General features: G+C 37.7%; 23 protein-coding genes and 4 pseudogenes. 7 read left to right on the top strand and 20 right to left on the bottom strand.

Going from position 1 to position 18,165, the window contains the following annotated elements; all coding sequences use genetic code 11:
* Positions 1-41: 41 nt before the first annotated feature.
* Both DSY56_RS02135 and DSY56_RS02130 read right to left on the bottom strand, forming a co-directional pair.
* The gene (locus tag DSY56_RS02135) at positions 42-929 is read right to left on the bottom strand and encodes a diacylglycerol/lipid kinase family protein (protein WP_050253051.1); all 888 of its coding nucleotides are present in this window, start codon (positions 927-929) and stop codon (positions 42-44) included.
* A 636-nt stretch (positions 930-1,565) separates the two neighbouring features.
* Entirely contained in the window at positions 1,566-2,831 is a 1,266-nt protein-coding gene (locus DSY56_RS02130; RefSeq protein ID WP_050242696.1) for a YkvI family membrane protein, read from the bottom strand.
* A 348-nt stretch (positions 2,832-3,179) separates the two neighbouring features.
* Here DSY56_RS02130 and DSY56_RS02125 point away from each other — a divergent pair.
* The 3 genes and pseudogenes from DSY56_RS02125 to DSY56_RS02115 all read left to right on the top strand — a co-directional run.
* Positions 3,180-3,527: pseudogene (locus DSY56_RS02125) on the top strand (tyrosine-type recombinase/integrase); the annotation flags it as partial.
* A gap of 470 nt (positions 3,528-3,997) precedes the next feature.
* Entirely contained in the window at positions 3,998-4,201 is a 204-nt protein-coding gene (locus DSY56_RS02120; RefSeq protein ID WP_112443697.1) for a CPCC family cysteine-rich protein, read from the top strand.
* Positions 4,202-4,231: 30 nt separating this feature from the next.
* Positions 4,232-4,447, top strand: coding sequence for a hypothetical protein (locus DSY56_RS02115; RefSeq protein WP_112443696.1), 216 nt, complete (start codon positions 4,232-4,234; stop codon positions 4,445-4,447).
* A gap of 91 nt (positions 4,448-4,538) precedes the next feature.
* Here the strand turns inward: DSY56_RS02115 and DSY56_RS12635 are convergent.
* The 15 genes and pseudogenes from DSY56_RS12635 to DSY56_RS02045 all read right to left on the bottom strand — a co-directional run bounded on the left by DSY56_RS12635 (position 4,539) and on the right by DSY56_RS02045 (position 11,456).
* Positions 4,539-4,931: pseudogene (locus DSY56_RS12635) on the bottom strand (transcriptional regulator).
* Between the two features lie 80 nt (positions 4,932-5,011).
* Positions 5,012-5,512 (bottom strand): terminase small subunit, encoded by a 501-nt coding sequence (locus DSY56_RS02105; protein ID WP_045606888.1) that lies wholly within the window; start codon positions 5,510-5,512, stop codon positions 5,012-5,014.
* Between the two features lie 48 nt (positions 5,513-5,560).
* Positions 5,561-5,767, bottom strand: coding sequence for a hypothetical protein (locus tag DSY56_RS02100; RefSeq protein WP_045606889.1), 207 nt, complete (start codon positions 5,765-5,767; stop codon positions 5,561-5,563).
* A gap of 3 nt (positions 5,768-5,770) precedes the next feature.
* A complete protein-coding gene (locus DSY56_RS02095; RefSeq protein WP_045606891.1) occupies positions 5,771-6,436 on the bottom strand; it encodes a hypothetical protein in 666 nt (221 codons plus the stop codon).
* Between the two features lie 96 nt (positions 6,437-6,532).
* On the bottom strand, positions 6,533-6,802 hold the full coding sequence (locus DSY56_RS02090; protein WP_052689582.1) for a hypothetical protein: 270 nt from the start codon (positions 6,800-6,802) through the stop codon (positions 6,533-6,535).
* An 84-nt stretch (positions 6,803-6,886) separates the two neighbouring features.
* Positions 6,887-7,084 (bottom strand): hypothetical protein, encoded by a 198-nt coding sequence (locus DSY56_RS02085; RefSeq protein ID WP_045606892.1) that lies wholly within the window; start codon positions 7,082-7,084, stop codon positions 6,887-6,889.
* A gap of 357 nt (positions 7,085-7,441) precedes the next feature.
* The gene (locus DSY56_RS02080; protein ID WP_112443695.1) at positions 7,442-8,896 is read right to left on the bottom strand and encodes a virulence-associated E family protein; all 1,455 of its coding nucleotides are present in this window, start codon (positions 8,894-8,896) and stop codon (positions 7,442-7,444) included.
* Positions 8,889-9,404 carry a hypothetical protein gene (locus DSY56_RS02075; RefSeq protein ID WP_112443694.1) on the bottom strand — a complete coding sequence of 172 codons (516 nt, stop codon included), beginning with the start codon at positions 9,402-9,404 and terminating at the stop codon, positions 8,889-8,891. The genes DSY56_RS02080 and DSY56_RS02075 overlap by 8 nt, the downstream gene beginning before the upstream one ends.
* Positions 9,405-9,412: 8 nt before the next feature.
* Complete coding sequence (locus DSY56_RS02070; protein WP_084953893.1) at positions 9,413-9,679, bottom strand: hypothetical protein; 267 nt, start codon at positions 9,677-9,679, stop codon at positions 9,413-9,415.
* Positions 9,680-9,692: 13 nt separating this feature from the next.
* A complete protein-coding gene (locus tag DSY56_RS02065) occupies positions 9,693-9,896 on the bottom strand; it encodes a hypothetical protein (protein ID WP_084953892.1) in 204 nt (67 codons plus the stop codon).
* A gap of 37 nt (positions 9,897-9,933) precedes the next feature.
* Positions 9,934-10,098: a hypothetical protein gene (locus tag DSY56_RS02060; protein WP_112443693.1), complete on the bottom strand. Its 165-nt coding sequence runs from the start codon at positions 10,096-10,098 to the stop codon at positions 9,934-9,936.
* On the bottom strand, positions 10,095-10,385 hold the full coding sequence (locus tag DSY56_RS02055) for a hypothetical protein (RefSeq protein WP_000208536.1): 291 nt from the start codon (positions 10,383-10,385) through the stop codon (positions 10,095-10,097). Before DSY56_RS02055 ends, DSY56_RS02060 begins: the two co-directional genes overlap by 4 nt.
* 330 nt (positions 10,386-10,715) lie before the next feature.
* Positions 10,716-10,859: a hypothetical protein gene (locus tag DSY56_RS11975; RefSeq protein ID WP_200832331.1), complete on the bottom strand. Its 144-nt coding sequence runs from the start codon at positions 10,857-10,859 to the stop codon at positions 10,716-10,718.
* 2 nt (positions 10,860-10,861) lie between these two features.
* Positions 10,862-11,068, bottom strand: a pseudogene (locus tag DSY56_RS02050) (hypothetical protein); the annotation flags it as partial.
* A 202-nt stretch (positions 11,069-11,270) separates the two neighbouring features.
* Positions 11,271-11,456 (bottom strand): hypothetical protein, encoded by a 186-nt coding sequence (locus DSY56_RS02045; RefSeq protein WP_112443692.1) that lies wholly within the window; start codon positions 11,454-11,456, stop codon positions 11,271-11,273.
* Between the two features lie 141 nt (positions 11,457-11,597).
* Here DSY56_RS02045 and DSY56_RS02040 point away from each other — a divergent pair, with 141 nt between their 5' ends.
* The 3 genes from DSY56_RS02040 to DSY56_RS02030 all read left to right on the top strand — a co-directional run bounded on the left by DSY56_RS02040 (position 11,598) and on the right by DSY56_RS02030 (position 14,287).
* A complete protein-coding gene (locus DSY56_RS02040; RefSeq protein ID WP_112443691.1) occupies positions 11,598-12,086 on the top strand; it encodes a helix-turn-helix domain-containing protein in 489 nt (162 codons plus the stop codon).
* A gap of 174 nt (positions 12,087-12,260) precedes the next feature.
* Positions 12,261-12,929: a Fic family protein gene (locus DSY56_RS02035; RefSeq protein WP_112443690.1), complete on the top strand. Its 669-nt coding sequence runs from the start codon at positions 12,261-12,263 to the stop codon at positions 12,927-12,929.
* Positions 12,930-13,123: 194 nt separating this feature from the next.
* Positions 13,124-14,287: a tyrosine-type recombinase/integrase gene (locus DSY56_RS02030; protein WP_112443689.1), complete on the top strand. Its 1,164-nt coding sequence runs from the start codon at positions 13,124-13,126 to the stop codon at positions 14,285-14,287.
* A gap of 149 nt (positions 14,288-14,436) precedes the next feature.
* On the opposite strand, the gene eno is transcribed toward DSY56_RS02030, so the two are convergent.
* A complete protein-coding gene (gene eno / locus DSY56_RS02025; RefSeq protein ID WP_112443688.1) occupies positions 14,437-15,741 on the bottom strand; it encodes a surface-displayed alpha-enolase in 1,305 nt (434 codons plus the stop codon).
* 163 nt (positions 15,742-15,904) lie between these two features.
* Between eno and DSY56_RS02020 the strand changes: the two genes are divergently transcribed.
* Positions 15,905-16,351, top strand: a complete 447-nt coding sequence (locus DSY56_RS02020; RefSeq protein WP_112443687.1) for a DUF1694 domain-containing protein — start codon at positions 15,905-15,907, stop codon at positions 16,349-16,351.
* Here the strand turns inward: DSY56_RS02020 and DSY56_RS02015 are convergent.
* Positions 16,348-17,462: pseudogene (locus DSY56_RS02015) on the bottom strand (glycerate kinase). The gene DSY56_RS02020 and the pseudogene DSY56_RS02015 overlap by 4 nt on opposite strands.
* 8 nt (positions 17,463-17,470) lie before the next feature.
* The gene (gene serB, locus DSY56_RS02010; protein WP_112443686.1) at positions 17,471-18,115 is read right to left on the bottom strand and encodes a phosphoserine phosphatase SerB; all 645 of its coding nucleotides are present in this window, start codon (positions 18,113-18,115) and stop codon (positions 17,471-17,473) included.
* Positions 18,116-18,165 lie beyond the last annotated feature (50 nt).

The raw sequence follows: 18,165 nt of genomic DNA, 5'->3' as shown, positions 1-18,165 counted from the left end.
ATCACATAATGAAAAAAGCCTCGGTAACAAGGCTTTGAGTTTTATGATTGTTTCTTAGGTACGGAATACACTTCAATGTGTTGTCCTAGTACCTTGATGTCGACTGGTAGATTATCTGATTTATCGCCATCAACATCCGACTCTAATTCGATATCAGAAGAAATTTTAATAGTACGTGCCTTTATATATTCAATATTTTCATTCTCTACAAGATCTCCTTTTAACAAATCCGGAATCAAAGATAATTTAGAGAATATAGAAGCATCTTTCAAAATTAGAATATTTGCATATCCATCCTTGTTTTCTTCAAAGATTTTTTTATCTGCAAAATAATTTGTTAGAAGTACTAAAACATGACTTGCTTCCCCAAGGTAATTTCCATTTTCGGTTTCAACTTTAATGTTAAAGACTTGATCTGTCATGACAGACTTCATGGTATTAACTGCATAAGCCAAGATACCAAATTTCGTTTTATCTTCAATTTCAACATTATGAATGGCTTCAGGGAGAGACCCGATACTAAAGATATATCCAAAATAGTGACCATTTGCTTTTCCGATATCAATCTTATCAGTTAAATTGAAATCTAGTTCTTCAATAGCTCCGTCAATATCTTGATTGATTTCTAAAAGTTTTGTAATCAGGTTACCAGTACCACCTGGTATAATTCCCAGTTTAGGAATATAGTCCCTTTCAGCAATCCCTGAAATAACTTCATTGACCGTACCATCTCCACCAAAAACTAGAATTGATTCATATCTTTCTCTAGCAGCTTCTTCTGCGAAATTTGTAGCATCTTTAGCTTTTTGAGTAATTTTAGTTTCCACATCATCAAAATACTCTCTTGCTTTATTCTCCAGCTTCTCTTTGTAATCTAAAGCTTTTTCTCCTCCAGAAGTTGGATTGATAATTAGCATTATTTTTTTCACTCTGTATTTTCTCCTTAAAATTGAAATAGAAAGGTTATTCTCGATGAAAATCAAAGCGTAAACTAGGAAACTAGACGCAGGCTACTCACGACATTGTTTTGAGTCTGTATATTAGCCTAACATGGTTTAAAAAGATTTTCTAAGAGTATTAACCTGATGACACATGATATTTGCGTATATTGCTATTATACAATGAAATGTTAAAAAATAGAAATAAATTGCTTTTAATATCGGTTTTTATCTCATATTAAAAAATGATCTATTTTTTAATAGTAGGTTATTCTTAATCATCCAAACTAGTCTCTCTCCTCCACACGATGGAATATAGTTCGTAGATATTATTGCTATTTTCTAGTTCTGGATAAAGATAAAACTCACTTGAAAGAGGATTTTCCCCATATATAAGTCAGTCTTTGTCTGACTAGCTACTAGCAGATAGATGAGTTAATGTTCATTGTCTACTAATCTGAAAATGAAAATACTTCAAAAGTCAGTTCAGCTAAGCATAGCAAAAACTTAATTTTAGGAAAAGCTGAAGTATCTAGTATTACAATAAAAGGCATATTATCAAGTGTTTTTGATACCTGATAACATGCACTTTTCTGATTTTAAAGATTTTGCCAGTTTTATTATCATTTAAGATAAGACGCTTCCATCATGTTTTGCATCATCATCAACAAACTGTTCTTTTACCAAATCCTTGATATCACTTTTGATACTTTTAGTATCTATAATAGAATCTTCACCGAGTTGGTGAAATGTCGCTTTATCTCTAATAGTATATTCTTGTTCATCGTCATATTTTTTGGTTATCAATCGAATCATCTTTCGTCTTAAAGATTTTTCCCCTTTGATGTTTCCTCTTTCTTTTATCCATGCCACTGCTAAAATGACCAGCATTAGACAACCGACATAACCTAAAAGAGGATACATAATGGAGACTAATTCTTTAAATCCCATAAAAGATAAACCATATCCTATAGCGACCGTAGCAATTAGAATAGGGTAAAAGCGCTTAGGTTTATTTGAAGAGAAACGTTTTGCCAAGGCATAAAATAAACTGAAAGCTGTATTAAAAATAAGTCCAAAAATAATTAGAGCATACAGCAAAGAAAATAGAGGATGAATCTGCTCCGCAATTGTTAACATAGGAATATCAACAGTTGAAACAAGTTTTATATTGGCGTATAAAATACCAGTTGCTACAGTAATAATTAAACTAACTACAAGTCCACCTAAGAGACCACTTTTTTCCGCAACACCAATTCTCATGACAGAACCTCCTAAGACAAATGCCATGGATACACCAGTCATAACAGTTAGTGCGAAATAATTTAGTAAAGAAACCCAGACATTGGGCATCGGAGAAGAAAGTGTAGCTGTGATTGCTTCTAATTCTTCAAAATCAAAACTTTTCCCTACGAACGTATGGACTGCCATAATGATAATCATGACAAAGACCAAAGGAGTAAATATCCCAAGAACGCTGGTAATCTTTTCAAAATTAAGAAAACTGACAATAATGACCAAGATAGCACAAATCAATCCTCCCAACCAAAATGGCAAACCAAATTGTTGGTTAAGGTTTGAACCAGCCCCAGCAATCATAACAAAACCAATTACAAAGCAGGAAACAATTAAAGCAAAATCAAGAATCTTATTAGTAATAGGCCCGGCAATTTGGGAAAGAACTTCAAAATGATCATTTGAACGGAAATAGCTTCCTAAGGTAATGATAATTTTACCAAAAATAATACTTATGATTCCAAGAACAATCGTTCCAATGATACCCCATTTACCAAAACTAACAAAGTATTGCATTAAATCTTGGCCGGAAGATAATCCAGCACCAATAACAACACCGACATAAGCTAATGCTATATTTAAAATACGTTTTAACACTATTTTCTCCTAACCGTTATCACTACAATAAATGACTGTCTATTTAGTATACTATTTTCTTATATTATTGTCAAAAATATAGGTATTAGAACCATGTACATAGAAATATTTCTGTACGATATAGCAAGATAACACAAGGACTAGTCAGCTACTAATCAAACTTCTATCCTCCTAAATTGTTTGGAGATATTAGCTGCTCTTACGTCAGACAAATATCACAAAGATAGCAAGACATTAGACATCCACACAACATTCAACCGATACATTCCAGATGATGACGGTACTAAGACTTTTGCAAGATTTCGAACTACCCACTTAACTAAAAGAGAAATTGAGATACTAGACAAAATGATTGAACTGAACCAGCTCAGTGAAAATACTGACCTAAATTGGTACAAAAGCACTCGTATATTCGTCACAAACACTGGTAGGCCAATCCATAGTTCTATTCTAAGTAAATCTCTCCATCGAACAAACGAACGCCTTAAAAAACCAATCCCCAAACATCTGTCCCCTCACATCTTCAGACATACAACTATTAGCATTTTAGCTGAAAATAAAATTCCGCTAAAAACAATCATGGACAGGGTTGGTCATTCCGACTCTGAAGTCACTACTTCCATCTACACCCACGTCACAAAGAACATGAAAGATGAAGCAATCAATGTACTGGATAAAGTTATGAAAAAGATTTTTTCAAAAGTTTTGTCTCTCAAATACAAAAATAGCCCTTCGGAAAAAATCCGAGGGGCTAGAAACGTTGTTAAATCAACGGCCGAACTTTTAAATTTCAAGGTTCGAGATAAAATAGTTCACTGAACTATTTTATTTTTTCAAGTTATCTTCCTATTATTAGATACTAAAAAATAGGCCTAAGCCTACTCAATATCTAACTTGATTTTCTCAAAAACTATTAAATTCAAATAAGTTGAGATAACTTAAAGGGTAACAAAAAGGAACTTAAAATGATGAGTTCAGCAGGCAAGAAACTAGCACGATCAAACGTGCTTTTTTTTATTACCTAATAATACTATCATACCACATCTGGAATACACACTCAATTATTAGCAATCCCCTTCGATTTGCAGTATAATGATGAAAAAGTGGGTTAATATTGACGGTTCACCGAAAGACTGGTTTGGCGAGTTTATGGAGGAGGGATTTATATGGATAGATCAAAAAAGACTTGGGAAATTGATGGATATTTATGGTTACATTGCCCTGTTTGCGGAACTGAAGTTATGGACTATGATATCTGTGACGTCTGTCGTTGGCAAAATACGGGAGCATTTAATATCGATGGCGGTCCAAATAAAATGACACTTGCGGAGGCTAAAGAAGCGTATGTTAAGGGAATTCCAATAATATAACAGACTATAGTACCACGAAAGGAGAGACTTATGGAACTTAAAGAATTTAATAACAAGGTTGTCAGAATCACCGATATTGATGGCCAAATATTTAAAGGTGTAGCTCTTTACGAAGACAAAGATGTCCACGATGAAGAATTTGATGGGTTATCTGTTAATTCCGGAACCAGATGGATAAAACTCTTTGAAGATGAAATCAAGGAAATTGAAATTACTGATAAAATCAACCAGTCAAAAAACCCTTAGATTCGTTGCTAAGGGCTTTTAGTTTATCCGTGGTGATTTAGTTATCCAGTACGAAACAAAGCAAAATAGGGGGTGAATATGAAGCCTCAGCCTACTTATACACTTCCAGCTCTCCGTTCTGGTGGATTCTCGCAAAGTTTAAAACAGCTATCTGTTTGTATCGATGATAAGTAGTGGAGCTAGTACCTGCCATTTCTACGCATTCGCTCATTGTTTTCTTTCTCATATAACAATAATGGATAATAAAGTATTTTCTGGCTCGCTTGTTCTCTATGCTATTGATGTCGTGGACGAATATTTCCAATCACTCACGGATTGCTTTTTCATGTTCACCTCTCAATTTCCACTAATCAGGTAAGATAAGTTTCCAAGCCTCTTCATCTATCGTAACTTGGTTTTCACTTCCTGCCATCCTCTGGAAACGTAGAAAGTAAGTCATCCGCTCTCTGACGTTCATCATCGTTTTAAACTTATCCAGCTCCATTAATTCGCTCCTTTGTGATATAATAATATTTGAGATTATAGCTGAGGCGGAGCGCCTTGGCTTTTTTTCGTATTCTAAGGCTATTCCTTTTGAATCTCATCTTCCCAGACGGATTCAACCATTGCGCTCATGGCCTCTATAAATTTATCATCCTTAACTGGAGTTTCTTGATGGATGTTACTCTTAATCACACTGATTTCTGCTCGCAACTTCTCGTCCAGCAACTCCAAATCACGAAAAGCGCTATTATTCATCCCATGCAAAGCAGAAAGAAAGGCATTGAAATTGCTAGGCTTCAATCCACTTTCGATAATTTCAGATTTAGCTTTATTTTTTAGCCATTCATACTCATTAAAAGCCTGCTCCCTTGACCACAAAGCACGGTTTGAAAACTCTTTTAATAACTCTCTGTACCTTGTATTAACCTTGTACTCTTTCAGCAACTTACTAGCCCTTGAATCTATCGTACTATCAGCCATCTTTTGGGCGTTGTATGCCTCTTTATATGCTTTTCTTTGAGATAGTCCAGCCACTAGTCCTTGGACAAATTTTTCTTGTCTTTGCGTTAACTTATCTGTCACATTAGTTCACCTCCTTAAGCGACAAAAAGGGAAAAAACTCCCCTTGTCTTAAGCGTTATCTTGCTCTTTCTCAGCTTTTAATACTGATTCTTCTACGTTGTAGTCAATGATTGCACCAATAGCATCACCATCTTCAATGTATTTAAAATTATAACGCTCGTACTCTGGATGTGCTTGCTGGTGCTCCTCCATTAGTTTAAAGAGTTCTACAATCGTTGGTACTGGTTCAATTTTGTGTCTAATTTGTCTCTTCATCTTTTAAAAATGTCCCTTCACATCGTTGTAAGTATTTCCGAAAGCTCGCACATAAACATCTCTTAAGAATGGTTCAACTGGATGGACTGGTTCGTATCTAACCCTTCCATCGGCTGGAGAGATAATAGATCCCCCTGTACTGAAAGTAAACTCTCTCTTACCTTTCCCAACTTTGTAAGCCATAGCATGGTAAAGGGCTTGAAGTTTATCTGAATCTGCTCTAAATTCGTCATCGATCTGGTCAATCTCTCGTAGCAAATCCACGGCTTTATCATAAAGCGCCTTATGCTTTTTGTCAACCGTTGAATCTAGTTCATCGATTTTTGCCTTAAAATCTTCAAGACTCATAAGTGTTTCATTGTGCAAGTCTTCCAGCTTTTTAGCATTCTTTTTTAATTTACTTTCAGCAATCCATAAATTATCCTTGGCATTGCGTAGCTTGTCTTTATCTACTTCATCAACCGCTTCATCGTGTTCACGTTGGGCGTTCGCTTGATCTTGAAGCAATTGTGTTTTTTCTCGTTCAGCCTCAGCAATCGCATTTTCATTCTGTGTGATCAATGCGTTTACTTCCTTAGTGATTTTATCTAGTGCTTTATCCATTTTTTGGGCTAGTTCTTGGCGTTTTTGCGCTTGTTCAATGTTGTTTGTGTTTTGTGTGTCTGCCATCTTATTTTTTCCTTTTCTATTGTTTGATTAAGTTTAGAGTGCTAGATCCAGTCACGGGGTCTCTATTGTAGTTCATCTGCTTACATCCTCTCCACTCTATTCCTCAACTTCTTCATCTATTGGATTTTCTTCATTCTTGAAAACTTCACAAATACGTTTAAAGTTGATATCTAGATTGTTATCTTCCAAATACTCAGCGATAAGCGTTCCGTTTTCCTTATATCTTAGTTTAATAGCTGGCACTAGATAAGTACCTCTCATAAATCCAAATAACGCTAGTCCTGCTATTTGTGCGTCTTCTAGGTCTCCAAATTCATAAGTAAATGTATGTTTTGGTGCTGTTTCTGAAAATGCTTTTAATGTCATGTTGTTTTTCCTCTTTCTGTTTTAAGGGTGTCACTAGTAGTTACACCATCGCAAGGGGGTCGGTACTATCTACCCCATTTTGTTTTAGTGTTTGTCATGTACTGCTTTTAGTTCATCAAGTTCTTCAAAGACCTGCTCAAACTTTTCCGCTATTTTAATCACGTTCACATTATTCACCGACGAATTATAGTTCGCATTCTCAATAAATCCATCTAACACCTCACTGATCCGCTCAACAGTTTCTTCTAGTCTAGTCACTCTTTGACAAATGTTCATTGCCATCTGGTTTGCTCCTTCATTTCATTTTCTATTTTATTTTAGGTTTCGGGCAAAGTGTAGCCATTTTTGACTATCTAGCGGCTACGCCTTCCGCCCTACAGCTCCAAGGGTTTAGGTCTTGTGTAGCCGTGTAGCCGTTTCATCTCAGAAAAAAATAATATATAACGCATTAGATATTTAATTAACTATACTTTTATAAAATATATATTTTGGCTACATTTATATTAAAAAGTCAGTAATATCAAGGGTTTAGGGGTGTAGCCATTTTTTTCGTCTTGTCTACACCTCTTTGAAACCCTTACAGTATCAAAGGTTTTCAGTGTAGCCGTTTTTTTATCTTTTGGCTACACTGTCTACACTTTATTTTTTTATTTTAGCAAATCCGCGCTTGACGCTTTTACCAAACCTTAAAGATTCTCTATATTCCCAGCCTTCTTTGTTTTGCATGATTTTCTTTACCTTATTTTTATCTTTGGGATTAGGGGAATTGTTCAAATAAACCTCAGAAAAGAATAAATTAACTACCACCTTATCCCTTTCCACCAGTTCCCCATACTTTTCAGTATCAAGATGAACCTCTACGCCATTAGTGCCCATATGGTAGCCGTGGTTCATCATGTCATGAATATAGTAGTGTCTTGTACTGTCTGTTGTTGGGAATTGATACATATTTTTAGGGTAGGGAGTTTCTAAATAACGCTCAACATCCTCAAGGATTTCATCTACAAACTTGTAACGGCTTCTAACCTCGTTTACTAGCTTTTCTTGCTCGTCTGTCAAGGTCAAAGATTTATTAGACTTCCAAGCTACCACCATAGCACCCCAAAAGGCTCTACGGTCTTTTTCCGTCCACTTCCTGCCCTTATAAGCGGTGTCCTTGTAGACTTCTGCAACCAGAAAGCGCCTTTCTCCTGTCAAGTCATTTAAATAATCATGGTCATTGGTTGCCCTCACGATAATAAAACTCTTAGGCAATCGTCTGTCACTTGAAGCGTAAGGCGGTCTAAACTCTAGCTTGGTTTCTGTGATAAATTTCTTCAATTCTGAAAAACTAGCCTTTTTACTGGCCACCATCTCATCATCAAATACACACCAGTTTCTCACCATTCTAGCCTTGTCGTCTTTGTCTGTGAAGGTCTCAACGGTTGTAAAATACTTATGAGTGAATAGCCCCTCAAAAAATTGGGTCTTCCCCACTCCCTGCCTTCCAGTCAAGTCCAGCACAAAGTCAAACTTGATAGAGGGGTCAAATACCTTGGCAACTGCTCCACGGAAAAACAAGTCCACGATAATACGGTTATATTCATCATCCTTGATATTGAGATAATGCCTTAAAATATCAAAGGGATCACGCTGATTCACTAACTCTTTATACTCGTTTTCGCATGATTCCAGATAGTCTTTTAAGGGGTTGTAGCTATGCTCTCCAGCCACCACCTCCAGAATATCTGCTATATCAGACTTTTTATAGTCCAGCTTGTACTTGGTAGCAATATAAGCCCTAATCTCTCTGATAATCAGGTCATCGATTGCACCGCTCAAGGTTCTACCGTTTAGCTTCATTGGTCTAGTCACGTCGATTTCATAAGTGAAGACGTTGTACTGTATAGCCCCTTTTAGCTTGCTATCTCCATTCAAAATCTTCTTGAGATTGTCCAAGTTGACTGCAAAGCCATCGCCTCTTGCTTTCTTTGCCAAGTTCAGGCTATTATGTTCCTCATCGGTCTCCCTTGCTTGGGTCAAGTCCACCACTTCAGGCGGTACTTTCTGCTTATCTTCTTCAATGATTTTATCTACAATGTCATTGCTATTCAAAAGCCACCTCCTTATAGAATTTTGTCGCTACTTCTAGAAAGTAGCTTGCTAAGTCTTTCCGTTTAACGATTGCTGAAAACAAGTCCACTAATTGGCCAAAACTGTAACCATTCACAAATAGCAAGCGGACAAAAAGTGAAGTCTCATACCTGGTATAAATGCCATTACAAATCAGGTCAAAAACCCAGCCTTTTAACTCCACTCCAAGCCCCTGCCGTTGCTCTGTCAATTTGTTTACCTCTAAATCTTTCAGGATCGTCAGCAAGTCAGGACTGGCCAAACCTATTTCTAAATCTCTGGTTAGTTCCCAGCCCTCTACTTCCTCACTCTCGTCTTTAACTACCACATACAAGCCTTTGTAGTGAAAAGCCGTCAGCGCCTCGCCTATTGGCTCAAAGTAGATAAATTTGTAGTAATTCCCATTCTTCCAAACTTGGGTTGGGGTAGACTTGAGAAAGCCAAATAGGGGCATTTTCTCAACGGATATAGTCAACTCTATTATTCTCATTGCACCTCCTAATCTACTGCAAGAAAATTGTAAATATCACTCTTACGGTAATAGATTTTCTTACTGTTTTCAAAAGGCGACTGGAACGATTTTAGACCATGCTCCTGCCAATTATTTAACGTGGTTCCACTAATACCTAACTTCTCTAATACCTCAGGCCTAGAAATCAAGTCCCAGTTGTCATCACGTTGCTTTTCCAGTTCCATCCTTTTAGCTAAGTGATCTCCCACTTTCTCCAGTAATTCAAGTTCTGCTTCTCTTGATAATAGTTGCATATTACACTCCTTTCTAGTTATGAATCTTACCTGCAAGCTGGATATAACGGCCGTAGTAAGGGTTTAAATCCTCGCTAGGTGTTTCTATCGTCTGTTGGTTTTCTCGCTCAAATTGGGCGCTTTTTTTGCGGTCTAGGTGGTTTAGATAAAGCAGTAAGCCAATCAATACCATCATAAAGACAACCGCTTGTGTATTGGTCAAATCTAATTCATTCATCTTATGCCCTCGCTTTGTAATTCTTAATATATTCCACTTAATCAGTTCGCTCCATCTTCAGGAAGTCGTCCACCTCTTCGGCGCTTACTTTTCGATCTACAAAATCAGCAATAAACTGGAAGAGGTTCGGATTTCTCTCCTTGATTTCAGCCATTTGTTTATCAAATTCTGCTTGTGTCATGTTGTCTAGGTCTAGTGTCATTGCATTGCCTCCAGCTCTTTAGCGTCGTCATTGTTCAAAAGCAAAAAGGCTATTTCATTTAGACGATCGTATAGCTTTTCATTCTGGGCGTATGCTGTATCAGTGTATTTTTTAGCAAGCCATAAGAACGTGGTTGTATCATTCTGTAGTGCAAACTCAAGCCCTTCAAGAGCTAGGTTATTCATTTCTAAAACATTCATGATGTCGGTTAATTCGTTCCCTAATTCTGCTAGCTTCTTAGCCGATAATAGAACTTGTTGGCTTGATATTGCTTTTTTTGTTGTCATGTTTTTTACCTTTTTTCTATCTTTTTATACTTGCCACGATGGCTTTTTAATGCTTTTTACTATACTGGATATCCTCACACTCAAAGTTGGGCGATGGCGAGTGTGGGGGTTTTGAATGGTTGTTTCTTATACAGTTTTTCTTGCAATGAAGTTCCTCACGCTCAGAAGTTTGCCGACCGAGAGCGTGGGGCTTTTTGAGTTGTTTCTTATAGACGATATCTTCACGCTCAGAGTCGCCAAATTGAAAGCGTGAGAAAGTACCAGTTTAAAGAGTTGGCGCTCTATGCTTTTCAAAAGCTTTTCTAATTGCTTGCCTGCTATTCGATTTTGTTAGTTCATTTCTCTAATGGCTCTATTTTCTAAGTTTTGCCACTGTTTTTTAAATTCTAGTTCATCTATTCGTCCATGCAAAAAGTCACTTAAAGCGAATGCCGCTCGGCTATAGAATTGCTTAGCACGTTCATATTTAGTCATGCTTACCCCTCCATCATGTCATAAAGCAGGGCGTAGTGCTTATCTGGGATTCTGTCCAAGGCTTTCAAGCCATCATGTTCAGCTTTCTGTCTAGTTTCCGCCTTGACTGTGCTATCAAAAGCGATAGAAAAAGCATTTAACATAGTCTTGTAGCGGTCTATACTCTTCAAATAGCGCCCACGTTCTGACAATTTCTTGTCTTCAAGTTCAAAATGTTTTTTTCCCATTGTTTACCTTGTATTTCTATGCTATAATCAAGATACGTTAAAAAACGTATCCTTTTCATCCAGTCGCTTGCTTCAGTCGCCAAACGTTCAGCAAGTGACTTTTTTTGTTGTCAATCCCCAGTGGTAAAGCACCACATGAGAAATCTGTAAATGTAAAGTAGTATTGCGATTGGGTCGCTCCTTTCTAATAATCTTCAGCAAGCCACTGCATGGCTTTTTGATAAATGCTAGGTTTTACTTCGCCACCGTCTCGGATTTTGCGATAAGTAACAGGATTTATTCCTATTTCCTCACTTGCTTTTTTAGCAGTTAAATTCTTATCGGCTTGTTTCCGTCGGATTGCTTTTGCTCGTGTTGAGGTGATAAGCAATATATTTTCTCCTTTCTTAACTAACTTTTTCGTTAGTACAAGTGTAGTTTACTAAAATAAAAGTTAGTTGTCAAGGATTTTTTAACATTTTCGTTAAAAACTATTTTCGTTGTGTTATAATTAGATTGAGGTGATAAAAAAATGAATAAACTACAGGAACTACGAAAAAGCAATGGTGATACTCAAAAAGATCTCGCTAACCTACTCGGAGTTTCAGAAATGACCATATCGCGATGGGAAAAAGAAGATAAGCTAGAAATAAAATACGACTACACTAAAAAACTAGCCGAATATTTTGGTGTGAGTGTAAACTACTTACTAGACATTAAAACCAAAGCTGAATATAGTTCTTTTAATGAACAAGAATATCAAAATGAATTAAAAAAACTAGCGTTCTCGCTAGCACATCTGGAGTTGCTTATCTCTGATTCTCAAATAAAACATCTGCACGCCTTATTGAAAGGTATGTCTCACGATAATACTTTACTCAACGATGTAAAAACCGTTAAAAACAAAGACAAATACTACACTGAAATTTTAAAAAGAAACCGTGATTATAATTTGTTGAATGAGATTAAAGAAGATACTGAACTACTAGAAATACTAAAACTACTGAATGAGAAACTCTAATAAAACTCTTGAAATACAGGAATTCTCAAAATACAAAAACTCCCCCATATTCGCCAATAGCAACCCTATTTCTAAGGTCTATCGTGCAAAAACAGGGGAAATTGAAGAATAGAAAGCCAATTTTACAGACTAAAGCGCAAAAATAAGCGAAATTGACAAATAGAAAGGGGAATTATGACCTACTCACAAAACTATCTGGACGATATACTGGTACGCATGGCCTACCATTCTAGCGGTATTGAAGGGAACACTATCTCTCTACCCGAAACTGTCAGCATTATCTTAGAAAGCACCTTACCACGCAACGGCAAAAGTATTCGTGAGTTTTATGAGATTGAAAACCATAAACAAGCCTTTTCTTATCTCTTGGACTCATTGGCAAACCATCAAGCCCTTACTGTGGGGCTGGTTCAAGATTTTCACGCCTTATTAGTGGATAGACTGCAACACGATAGAGGACGATTTAAACAAGTTCAAAATGCTATTATCGGGGCAGAATTTCAAACAGCTAGCCCAGCAGAAACACCCTACCTGATGACACAATGGGCGGATAATACTGCTTATCGCTTAGATCATGCTCATGATGAAAAAGAAATCTTAGAGATTTTAGCAGATACCCACATTCAGATTGAACGGATTCATCCATTTAGCGACGGTAACGGCCGTACTGGTCGCCTGGTACTCATGTACCTAGCTATGAAGTATCTAAACGTTCCTATCATCGTCTCAAAAGACTCAAGGGCGCATTATATGGAACTCCTAGCAAACCAAGACGTAACTGGACTAGCTGACCTCTTCAAAGAATCACTGGACTACGAAAAAACACGGATGGAACAGTTTTAAAGCGATAAAACTCTTGAAATACCGAGGCTTTTTTAACCCCATATAAGCCCCATATCCGCCTTATTTCCTACTCTGGTATTATTTACCGTCTGACTGCTTAAAATTGAAAATAGGGGCATTCTCGTAGCCCCTCGCATGGTATAACTTCAAAACCTTTTCTAATTGCTTGCCTGCTGATGGAAAAGGAGTAAACCATGAATATTACAGAATACAAAAAGAAAAACGGATCTATCGTATACCGAGCAAGCGTGTATCTTGGAGTTGATAAACTTACAGGGAAAAAGGCTAGAACTACTGTTACGGCCAACACTAAAAAAGGGATTAAAGTCAAAGCAAGAGAGGCTGTCAATGCTTTTGCTTCAAACGGCTATACAGTTAAAGATAAGCCAACAATCACAACATATGAAGAACTGGTAAAAGTTTGGTGGGATAGTTACAAGAATACAGTTAAACCCAATACTCGCCAGTCTATGGATGGATTGGTTAGAGTGCATTTATTGCCTGTATTTGGCGATTACAAGCTAGATAAGCTAACCACGCCTATTCTTCAACAGCAAGTAAATAAATGGGCTGACAAGGCCAATAAAGGCGAAAAAGGGGCGTTTGCTAACTACTCCTTACTCCATAACATGAATAAGCGTATTTTGAAGTATGGCGTAGCTATCCAGGTAATACAATACAATCCAGCTAACGATGTCATCGTTCCACGCAAACAGCAAAAAGAAAAGTCTACTGTAAAATACTTAGACAACAAAGAATTAAAACAGTTTCTGAATTATTTAGATATTCTGGATCAATCAAATTATGAAAACCTATTTGATGTTGTCCTGTATAAGACTTTATTGGCCACTGGGTGTCGTATTAGTGAGGCTCTGGCTCTTGAATGGTCTGATATTGACCTAGAAAACGGTGTTATCAGTATCAATAAGACACTAAACCGCTATCAAGAAATAAACTCACCTAAATCAAACGCTGGTTATCGTGATATACCAATAGACAAAGCCACCCTACTTTTACTTAAACAGTACAAGAATCGTCAACAAATTCAGTCTTGGAAATTAGGCCGAACTGAAACAGTTGTATTCTCAGTATTTACAGAAAAATATGCTTATGCTTGCAAACTACGCAAACGCCTAAATAAGCATTTTGAGAACGCTGGTGTAACGAATGTATCATTCCACGGTTTCCGCCATACACATACCACTATGATGTTGTACGCTCAGACTAGCCCCAAAGATGTCCAATATAGATTGGGACACTCTAACTTATTAGTGACTGAAAATGTTTACTGGCATACAAACCAAGAGAATGCAAAAAAAGCTGTCTCAAATTATGAAACAGCCATCAATAATTTATAAAGGGTGTCACGTTTAGTGACTACCCTCTTACTATACCTAAAATCAGTTAAGGGTAACTAAAAGGGTAGTAAAATTAGAAAAAGCACTAAGGGAAAGCGCCCCAAAGTGCTCAGTTTAAAGGCTTTATAGCCCCTCATCTCATAAAGAGATTATTTTTTCAAGTTGTAGAATGATTTCAATCCACGGTATTCAGCTACTTCACCAAGTTGATCTTCGATGCGAAGCAATTGGTTATATTTAGCGATACGGTCTGTACGTGAAAGTGAACCAGTCTTGATTTGTCCTGCGTTAGTTGCAACTGCGATGTCAGCGATTGTTGAATCTTCAGTTTCACCTGAACGGTGTGATACAACGGCAGTGTAACCAGCTTCTTTCGCCATTTCGATAGCGTCGAATGTTTCAGTAAGAGTACCGATTTGGTTAACTTTGATAAGGATTGAGTTAGCAGCACCTTCTGCAATACCTTTTTCAAGGTAAGAAGTGTTTGTTACGAAAAAGTCGTCACCAACCAATTGAACTTTACCACCAAGACGTTCAGTAAGAGCTTTCCAACCGTCCCAGTCATTTTCATCCATACCATCTTCGATAGTGATGATTGGGTATTTGTTTACCAATTCTTCAAGGTAGTCGATTTGTTCTGTAGCAGTACGTACAGCTGCTCCTTCACCTTCGAATTTAGTGTAGTCGTAAACTTTACGTTCTTTATCGTAAAATTCTGATGAAGCACAGTCAAATCCGATAAATACGTCTTTACCAGGAACATATCCAGCAGCTTCGATAGCAGCAAGGATAGTTTCAACTCCGTCTTCAGTTCCTTCAAAACGAGGAGCAAATCCACCTTCGTCACCTACGGCTGTTTCCAAACCACGAGATTTAAGGATTTTCTTAAGAGCATGGAAGATTTCAGCACCCCAACGAAGAGCTTCTTTGAATGATGGCGCACCAGCAGGTACGATCATGAATTCTTGGAAAGCGATTGGAGCGTCAGAGTGAGAACCACCGTTAATGATATTCATCATTGGAGTTGGAAGAACTTTAGTGTTGAATCCACCAAGGTAGCTGTAAAGTGGGATTTCAAGGTAGTCAGCGGCAGCACGAGCTACAGCGATAGACACACCAAGGATTGCATTCGCACCCAATTTACCTTTGTTAGGAGTACCGTCAAGAGCGATCATAGCACGGTCGATAGCTTGTTGATCACGTACATCGTAGCCAATGATAGCTTCAGCAATGATGTTGTTTACGTTGTCAACAGCTTTTTGTGTACCAAGACCACCGTAACGAGATTTGTCACCGTCGCGAAGTTCAACTGCTTCGTGTTCACCAGTAGAAGCTCCTGATGGAACCATACCACGTCCGAAAGCACCTGATTCAGTGTAAACTTCTACTTCAAGTGTTGGGTTACCGCGTGAGTCTAGGACTTCGCGAGCGTAAACATCAGTAATAATTGACATTTTTTACTCTCCTTATGAGTTAAATTTTTTACACCTCTATAATACCTTAAAAACCCTCCTTTTTCAAGAAAAAACGTTATCTTTGTGCAAATTTTCCTTAACTTTACGAAGTAATCGCTTTCTTTTGTCTGTTTTATTCTAACTTTTATGATATACTGTTTTCATGACAGATTTATCAAAACAATTACTTGAGAAAGCTCATGGTGGGCCAAAACTAAATCCAGATGAGCAAAGACGCTATCTTGGTACTTTTGAGGAAAGAGTTCTTGGATATGCAGATATTGACACAGCGAATAGCCCGCAGTTAGAAAAAGGCTTTTTATCCATTTTAGAAAACCTTCAGGAAAAGGCTGAGCTACTATTTGTAAAGATTTCACCAACTATCGAATTTGACAAACAAGTTTTCTACTTGAAAGAAGCAAAAGAAACTGATAGCCAAGCCACCATAGTGTCTGAAGAGCATACTACTTCTCCCTTCGGTCTGGTTATCCACACCAATGCACCAGTTCAAGTAGAAGAAAAGAACCTTCGACTTGCTTTTGCAAAACTTTGGGAAGGTAAAAAGGAAGAACCATCCAAAACATCCTTATGGAAAAAATGGTTTGGCTAAATCTTGCGCATAGTTAATAAGTGCCCGATATTGGCGGCCGTGCGCTCCAGATAGAGACTGGCATTTTTCAAACTATCTGCTAAAGGTTCACTTTTCTCCAAAATAGAAAAGGCAGCTTGGATATTTTCAAATGGTAGGGAAGGTAAATCTTCAGCAAGACTACCACAAATAGCAATGACAGGAACTCCGACAGGGGTTCTTTTTGCAACACCTATAGGCGCTTTACCTGCTAAACTTTGACGATCTAGCCTTCCTTCTCCTACAACTACCAAGTCAGCATGTGAAACTTTCTTATCAAAGTTAATTAAGTTCAAGCAGGTATCAATTCCAGACACGATATTTGCCTGAGCAAAGGCACACAAACCGCCAGCAATGCCTCCACCAGCTCCTACTCCTTTAATTTCCAATGTTACAGGTGAGGCTTTTTCATAAAAATCTTGGATTGCCTGATCTACGACTTCAAACATAGTAGGATCAAGGCCTTTTTGTTTTCCAAAAATGTAGGTCGCACCTTGAGGACCACATAAGGGACTCACGACATCTGCTAAAATACGAATTTGCACATCTTCAGGAAGTTCACAGCGATTTTCTGTTGACATAGAAGCTAAGTTTAATAAGGACTGACCGCAAGTGGGCAAGACATTTCCATCCCTATCATAAAATCGATAACCTAAACCAGCAGCGATCCCAATTCCTCCATCATTACTGGCCGTGCACCAACGCCAATATAGATATCTTTAATCCCTTGAGCAATGAGATGGCGAATCAACTCTCCAATACCACAAGTTTGGATTTGAAGTGGATTTCGTTTCTCTATCGGAATTTTTCCAAGGCCAACCAAATCAGCTACTTCAAATAGTGCCAGTTCCCCTTTTTGAAAATAGCGCATGGCTTCTTTTTGTCCAAAAGGGCCTGTCACTTGGATCCATTTTTCTTCAAGGTCAAGAGATTGTCGGATAGCATCTACAGTACCTTCTCCCCCATCACCAACAGGGCAGAGGAGACAGTCTACATCTGCTATCGATTGTTGGAAGCCTCTTTTTATTGATTCAGCCACCTCTTCAGCGCTTAAGCTTTCCTTAAACGAATCCGGTGCAATTACAATCTTCATATTTTCCCTCATTCTAAAAATTCAATCAAAGGCAGAATTTCTAAAAAATCCCTCTTATCAACATGATTCGGTATTTCCTGTTTCAGCACTTCTTTGGCACAAAAAGCAATTCCCAATCCTGCTGATTTCAACATCAATAAATCATTGGCCCCGTCACCGATTGCAATCGTTCTTTCTTTAGGAAGTTTTAGTTTCTCTCTCCATTTTTCCAGAGTCTCTTTTTTGATCTGGGGACTGATAATTTGTCCAACTAATTTTCCTGTTAGAAAGCCACTTTTTACTTCAAGTTGGTTGGCAGAGAAATAGGCAATGTCGAGGGATTTTGCTAATCTTTCAACTATTGGTGTAAATCCACCTGACACCAGACCAACTAGGATGCCATTCTTTTGGAGAATAGAGATGAATTCTTGAACATTTGGCGATAGATGAATTGAGTTGAAAACTTTATCAAAGACCGAAATAGGAAGACCTTCCAAGAAGGACACTCTTTTTCGTAAACTGCTTTCAAAGTCTAGCTCTCCTCGCATTGCCTGACTTGTAAGCTGCGCAATTTCCTCCTCACAACCTGCCTCTCTTCCCAAAAGGTCAATCACTTCTTCTAGAATTAAGGTGCCGTCAACGTCCATGACACACAAGCCTTTTACTTGAGACATAAGTTCTCCTCTCTAAACAGCCTAAAAATCGTATGAAGTCATCATACGAT

The sequence above is a fragment of the Streptococcus sp. 596553 genome (assembly GCF_900411395.1).
In the GTDB taxonomy this organism is placed as follows: domain Bacteria; phylum Bacillota; class Bacilli; order Lactobacillales; family Streptococcaceae; genus Streptococcus; species Streptococcus mitis_BA.
Note: the sequence above shows the minus strand (reverse complement) of the source record. Positions and strands in the feature narration are given on the sequence as shown.

Excerpts from the sequence above, each read along its gene's own strand:
- serB (WP_112443686.1), bottom strand. The coding sequence starts at position 18,115 with ATGTCTCAAGTAAAAGGCTTGTGTGTCATGGACGTTGACGGCACCTTA.
- DSY56_RS02030 (WP_112443689.1), top strand. The coding sequence starts at position 13,124 with ATGAATATTACAGAATACAAAAAGAAAAACGGATCTATCGTATACCGA.
- DSY56_RS02085 (WP_045606892.1), bottom strand. The coding sequence starts at position 7,084 with ATGGCAATGAACATTTGTCAAAGAGTGACTAGACTAGAAGAAACTGTT.
- DSY56_RS02035 (WP_112443690.1), top strand. The coding sequence starts at position 12,261 with ATGACCTACTCACAAAACTATCTGGACGATATACTGGTACGCATGGCC.
- DSY56_RS02115 (WP_112443696.1), top strand. The coding sequence starts at position 4,232 with ATGGAACTTAAAGAATTTAATAACAAGGTTGTCAGAATCACCGATATT.
- DSY56_RS02120 (WP_112443697.1), top strand. The coding sequence starts at position 3,998 with ATGGATAGATCAAAAAAGACTTGGGAAATTGATGGATATTTATGGTTA.
- DSY56_RS02065 (WP_084953892.1), bottom strand. The coding sequence starts at position 9,896 with ATGAATGAATTAGATTTGACCAATACACAAGCGGTTGTCTTTATGATG.
- DSY56_RS02060 (WP_112443693.1), bottom strand. The coding sequence starts at position 10,098 with ATGACACTAGACCTAGACAACATGACACAAGCAGAATTTGATAAACAA.
- eno (WP_112443688.1), bottom strand. The coding sequence starts at position 15,741 with ATGTCAATTATTACTGATGTTTACGCTCGCGAAGTCCTAGACTCACGC.
- DSY56_RS11975 (WP_200832331.1), bottom strand. The coding sequence starts at position 10,859 with ATGACTAAATATGAACGTGCTAAGCAATTCTATAGCCGAGCGGCATTC.
- DSY56_RS02100 (WP_045606889.1), bottom strand. The coding sequence starts at position 5,767 with ATGAAGAGACAAATTAGACACAAAATTGAACCAGTACCAACGATTGTA.
- DSY56_RS02090 (WP_052689582.1), bottom strand. The coding sequence starts at position 6,802 with ATGACATTAAAAGCATTTTCAGAAACAGCACCAAAACATACATTTACT.
- DSY56_RS02095 (WP_045606891.1), bottom strand. The coding sequence starts at position 6,436 with ATGGCAGACACACAAAACACAAACAACATTGAACAAGCGCAAAAACGC.
- DSY56_RS02040 (WP_112443691.1), top strand. The coding sequence starts at position 11,598 with ATGAATAAACTACAGGAACTACGAAAAAGCAATGGTGATACTCAAAAA.
- DSY56_RS02055 (WP_000208536.1), bottom strand. The coding sequence starts at position 10,385 with ATGACAACAAAAAAAGCAATATCAAGCCAACAAGTTCTATTATCGGCT.
- DSY56_RS02075 (WP_112443694.1), bottom strand. The coding sequence starts at position 9,404 with ATGAGAATAATAGAGTTGACTATATCCGTTGAGAAAATGCCCCTATTT.
- DSY56_RS02020 (WP_112443687.1), top strand. The coding sequence starts at position 15,905 with ATGACAGATTTATCAAAACAATTACTTGAGAAAGCTCATGGTGGGCCA.
- DSY56_RS02070 (WP_084953893.1), bottom strand. The coding sequence starts at position 9,679 with ATGCAACTATTATCAAGAGAAGCAGAACTTGAATTACTGGAGAAAGTG.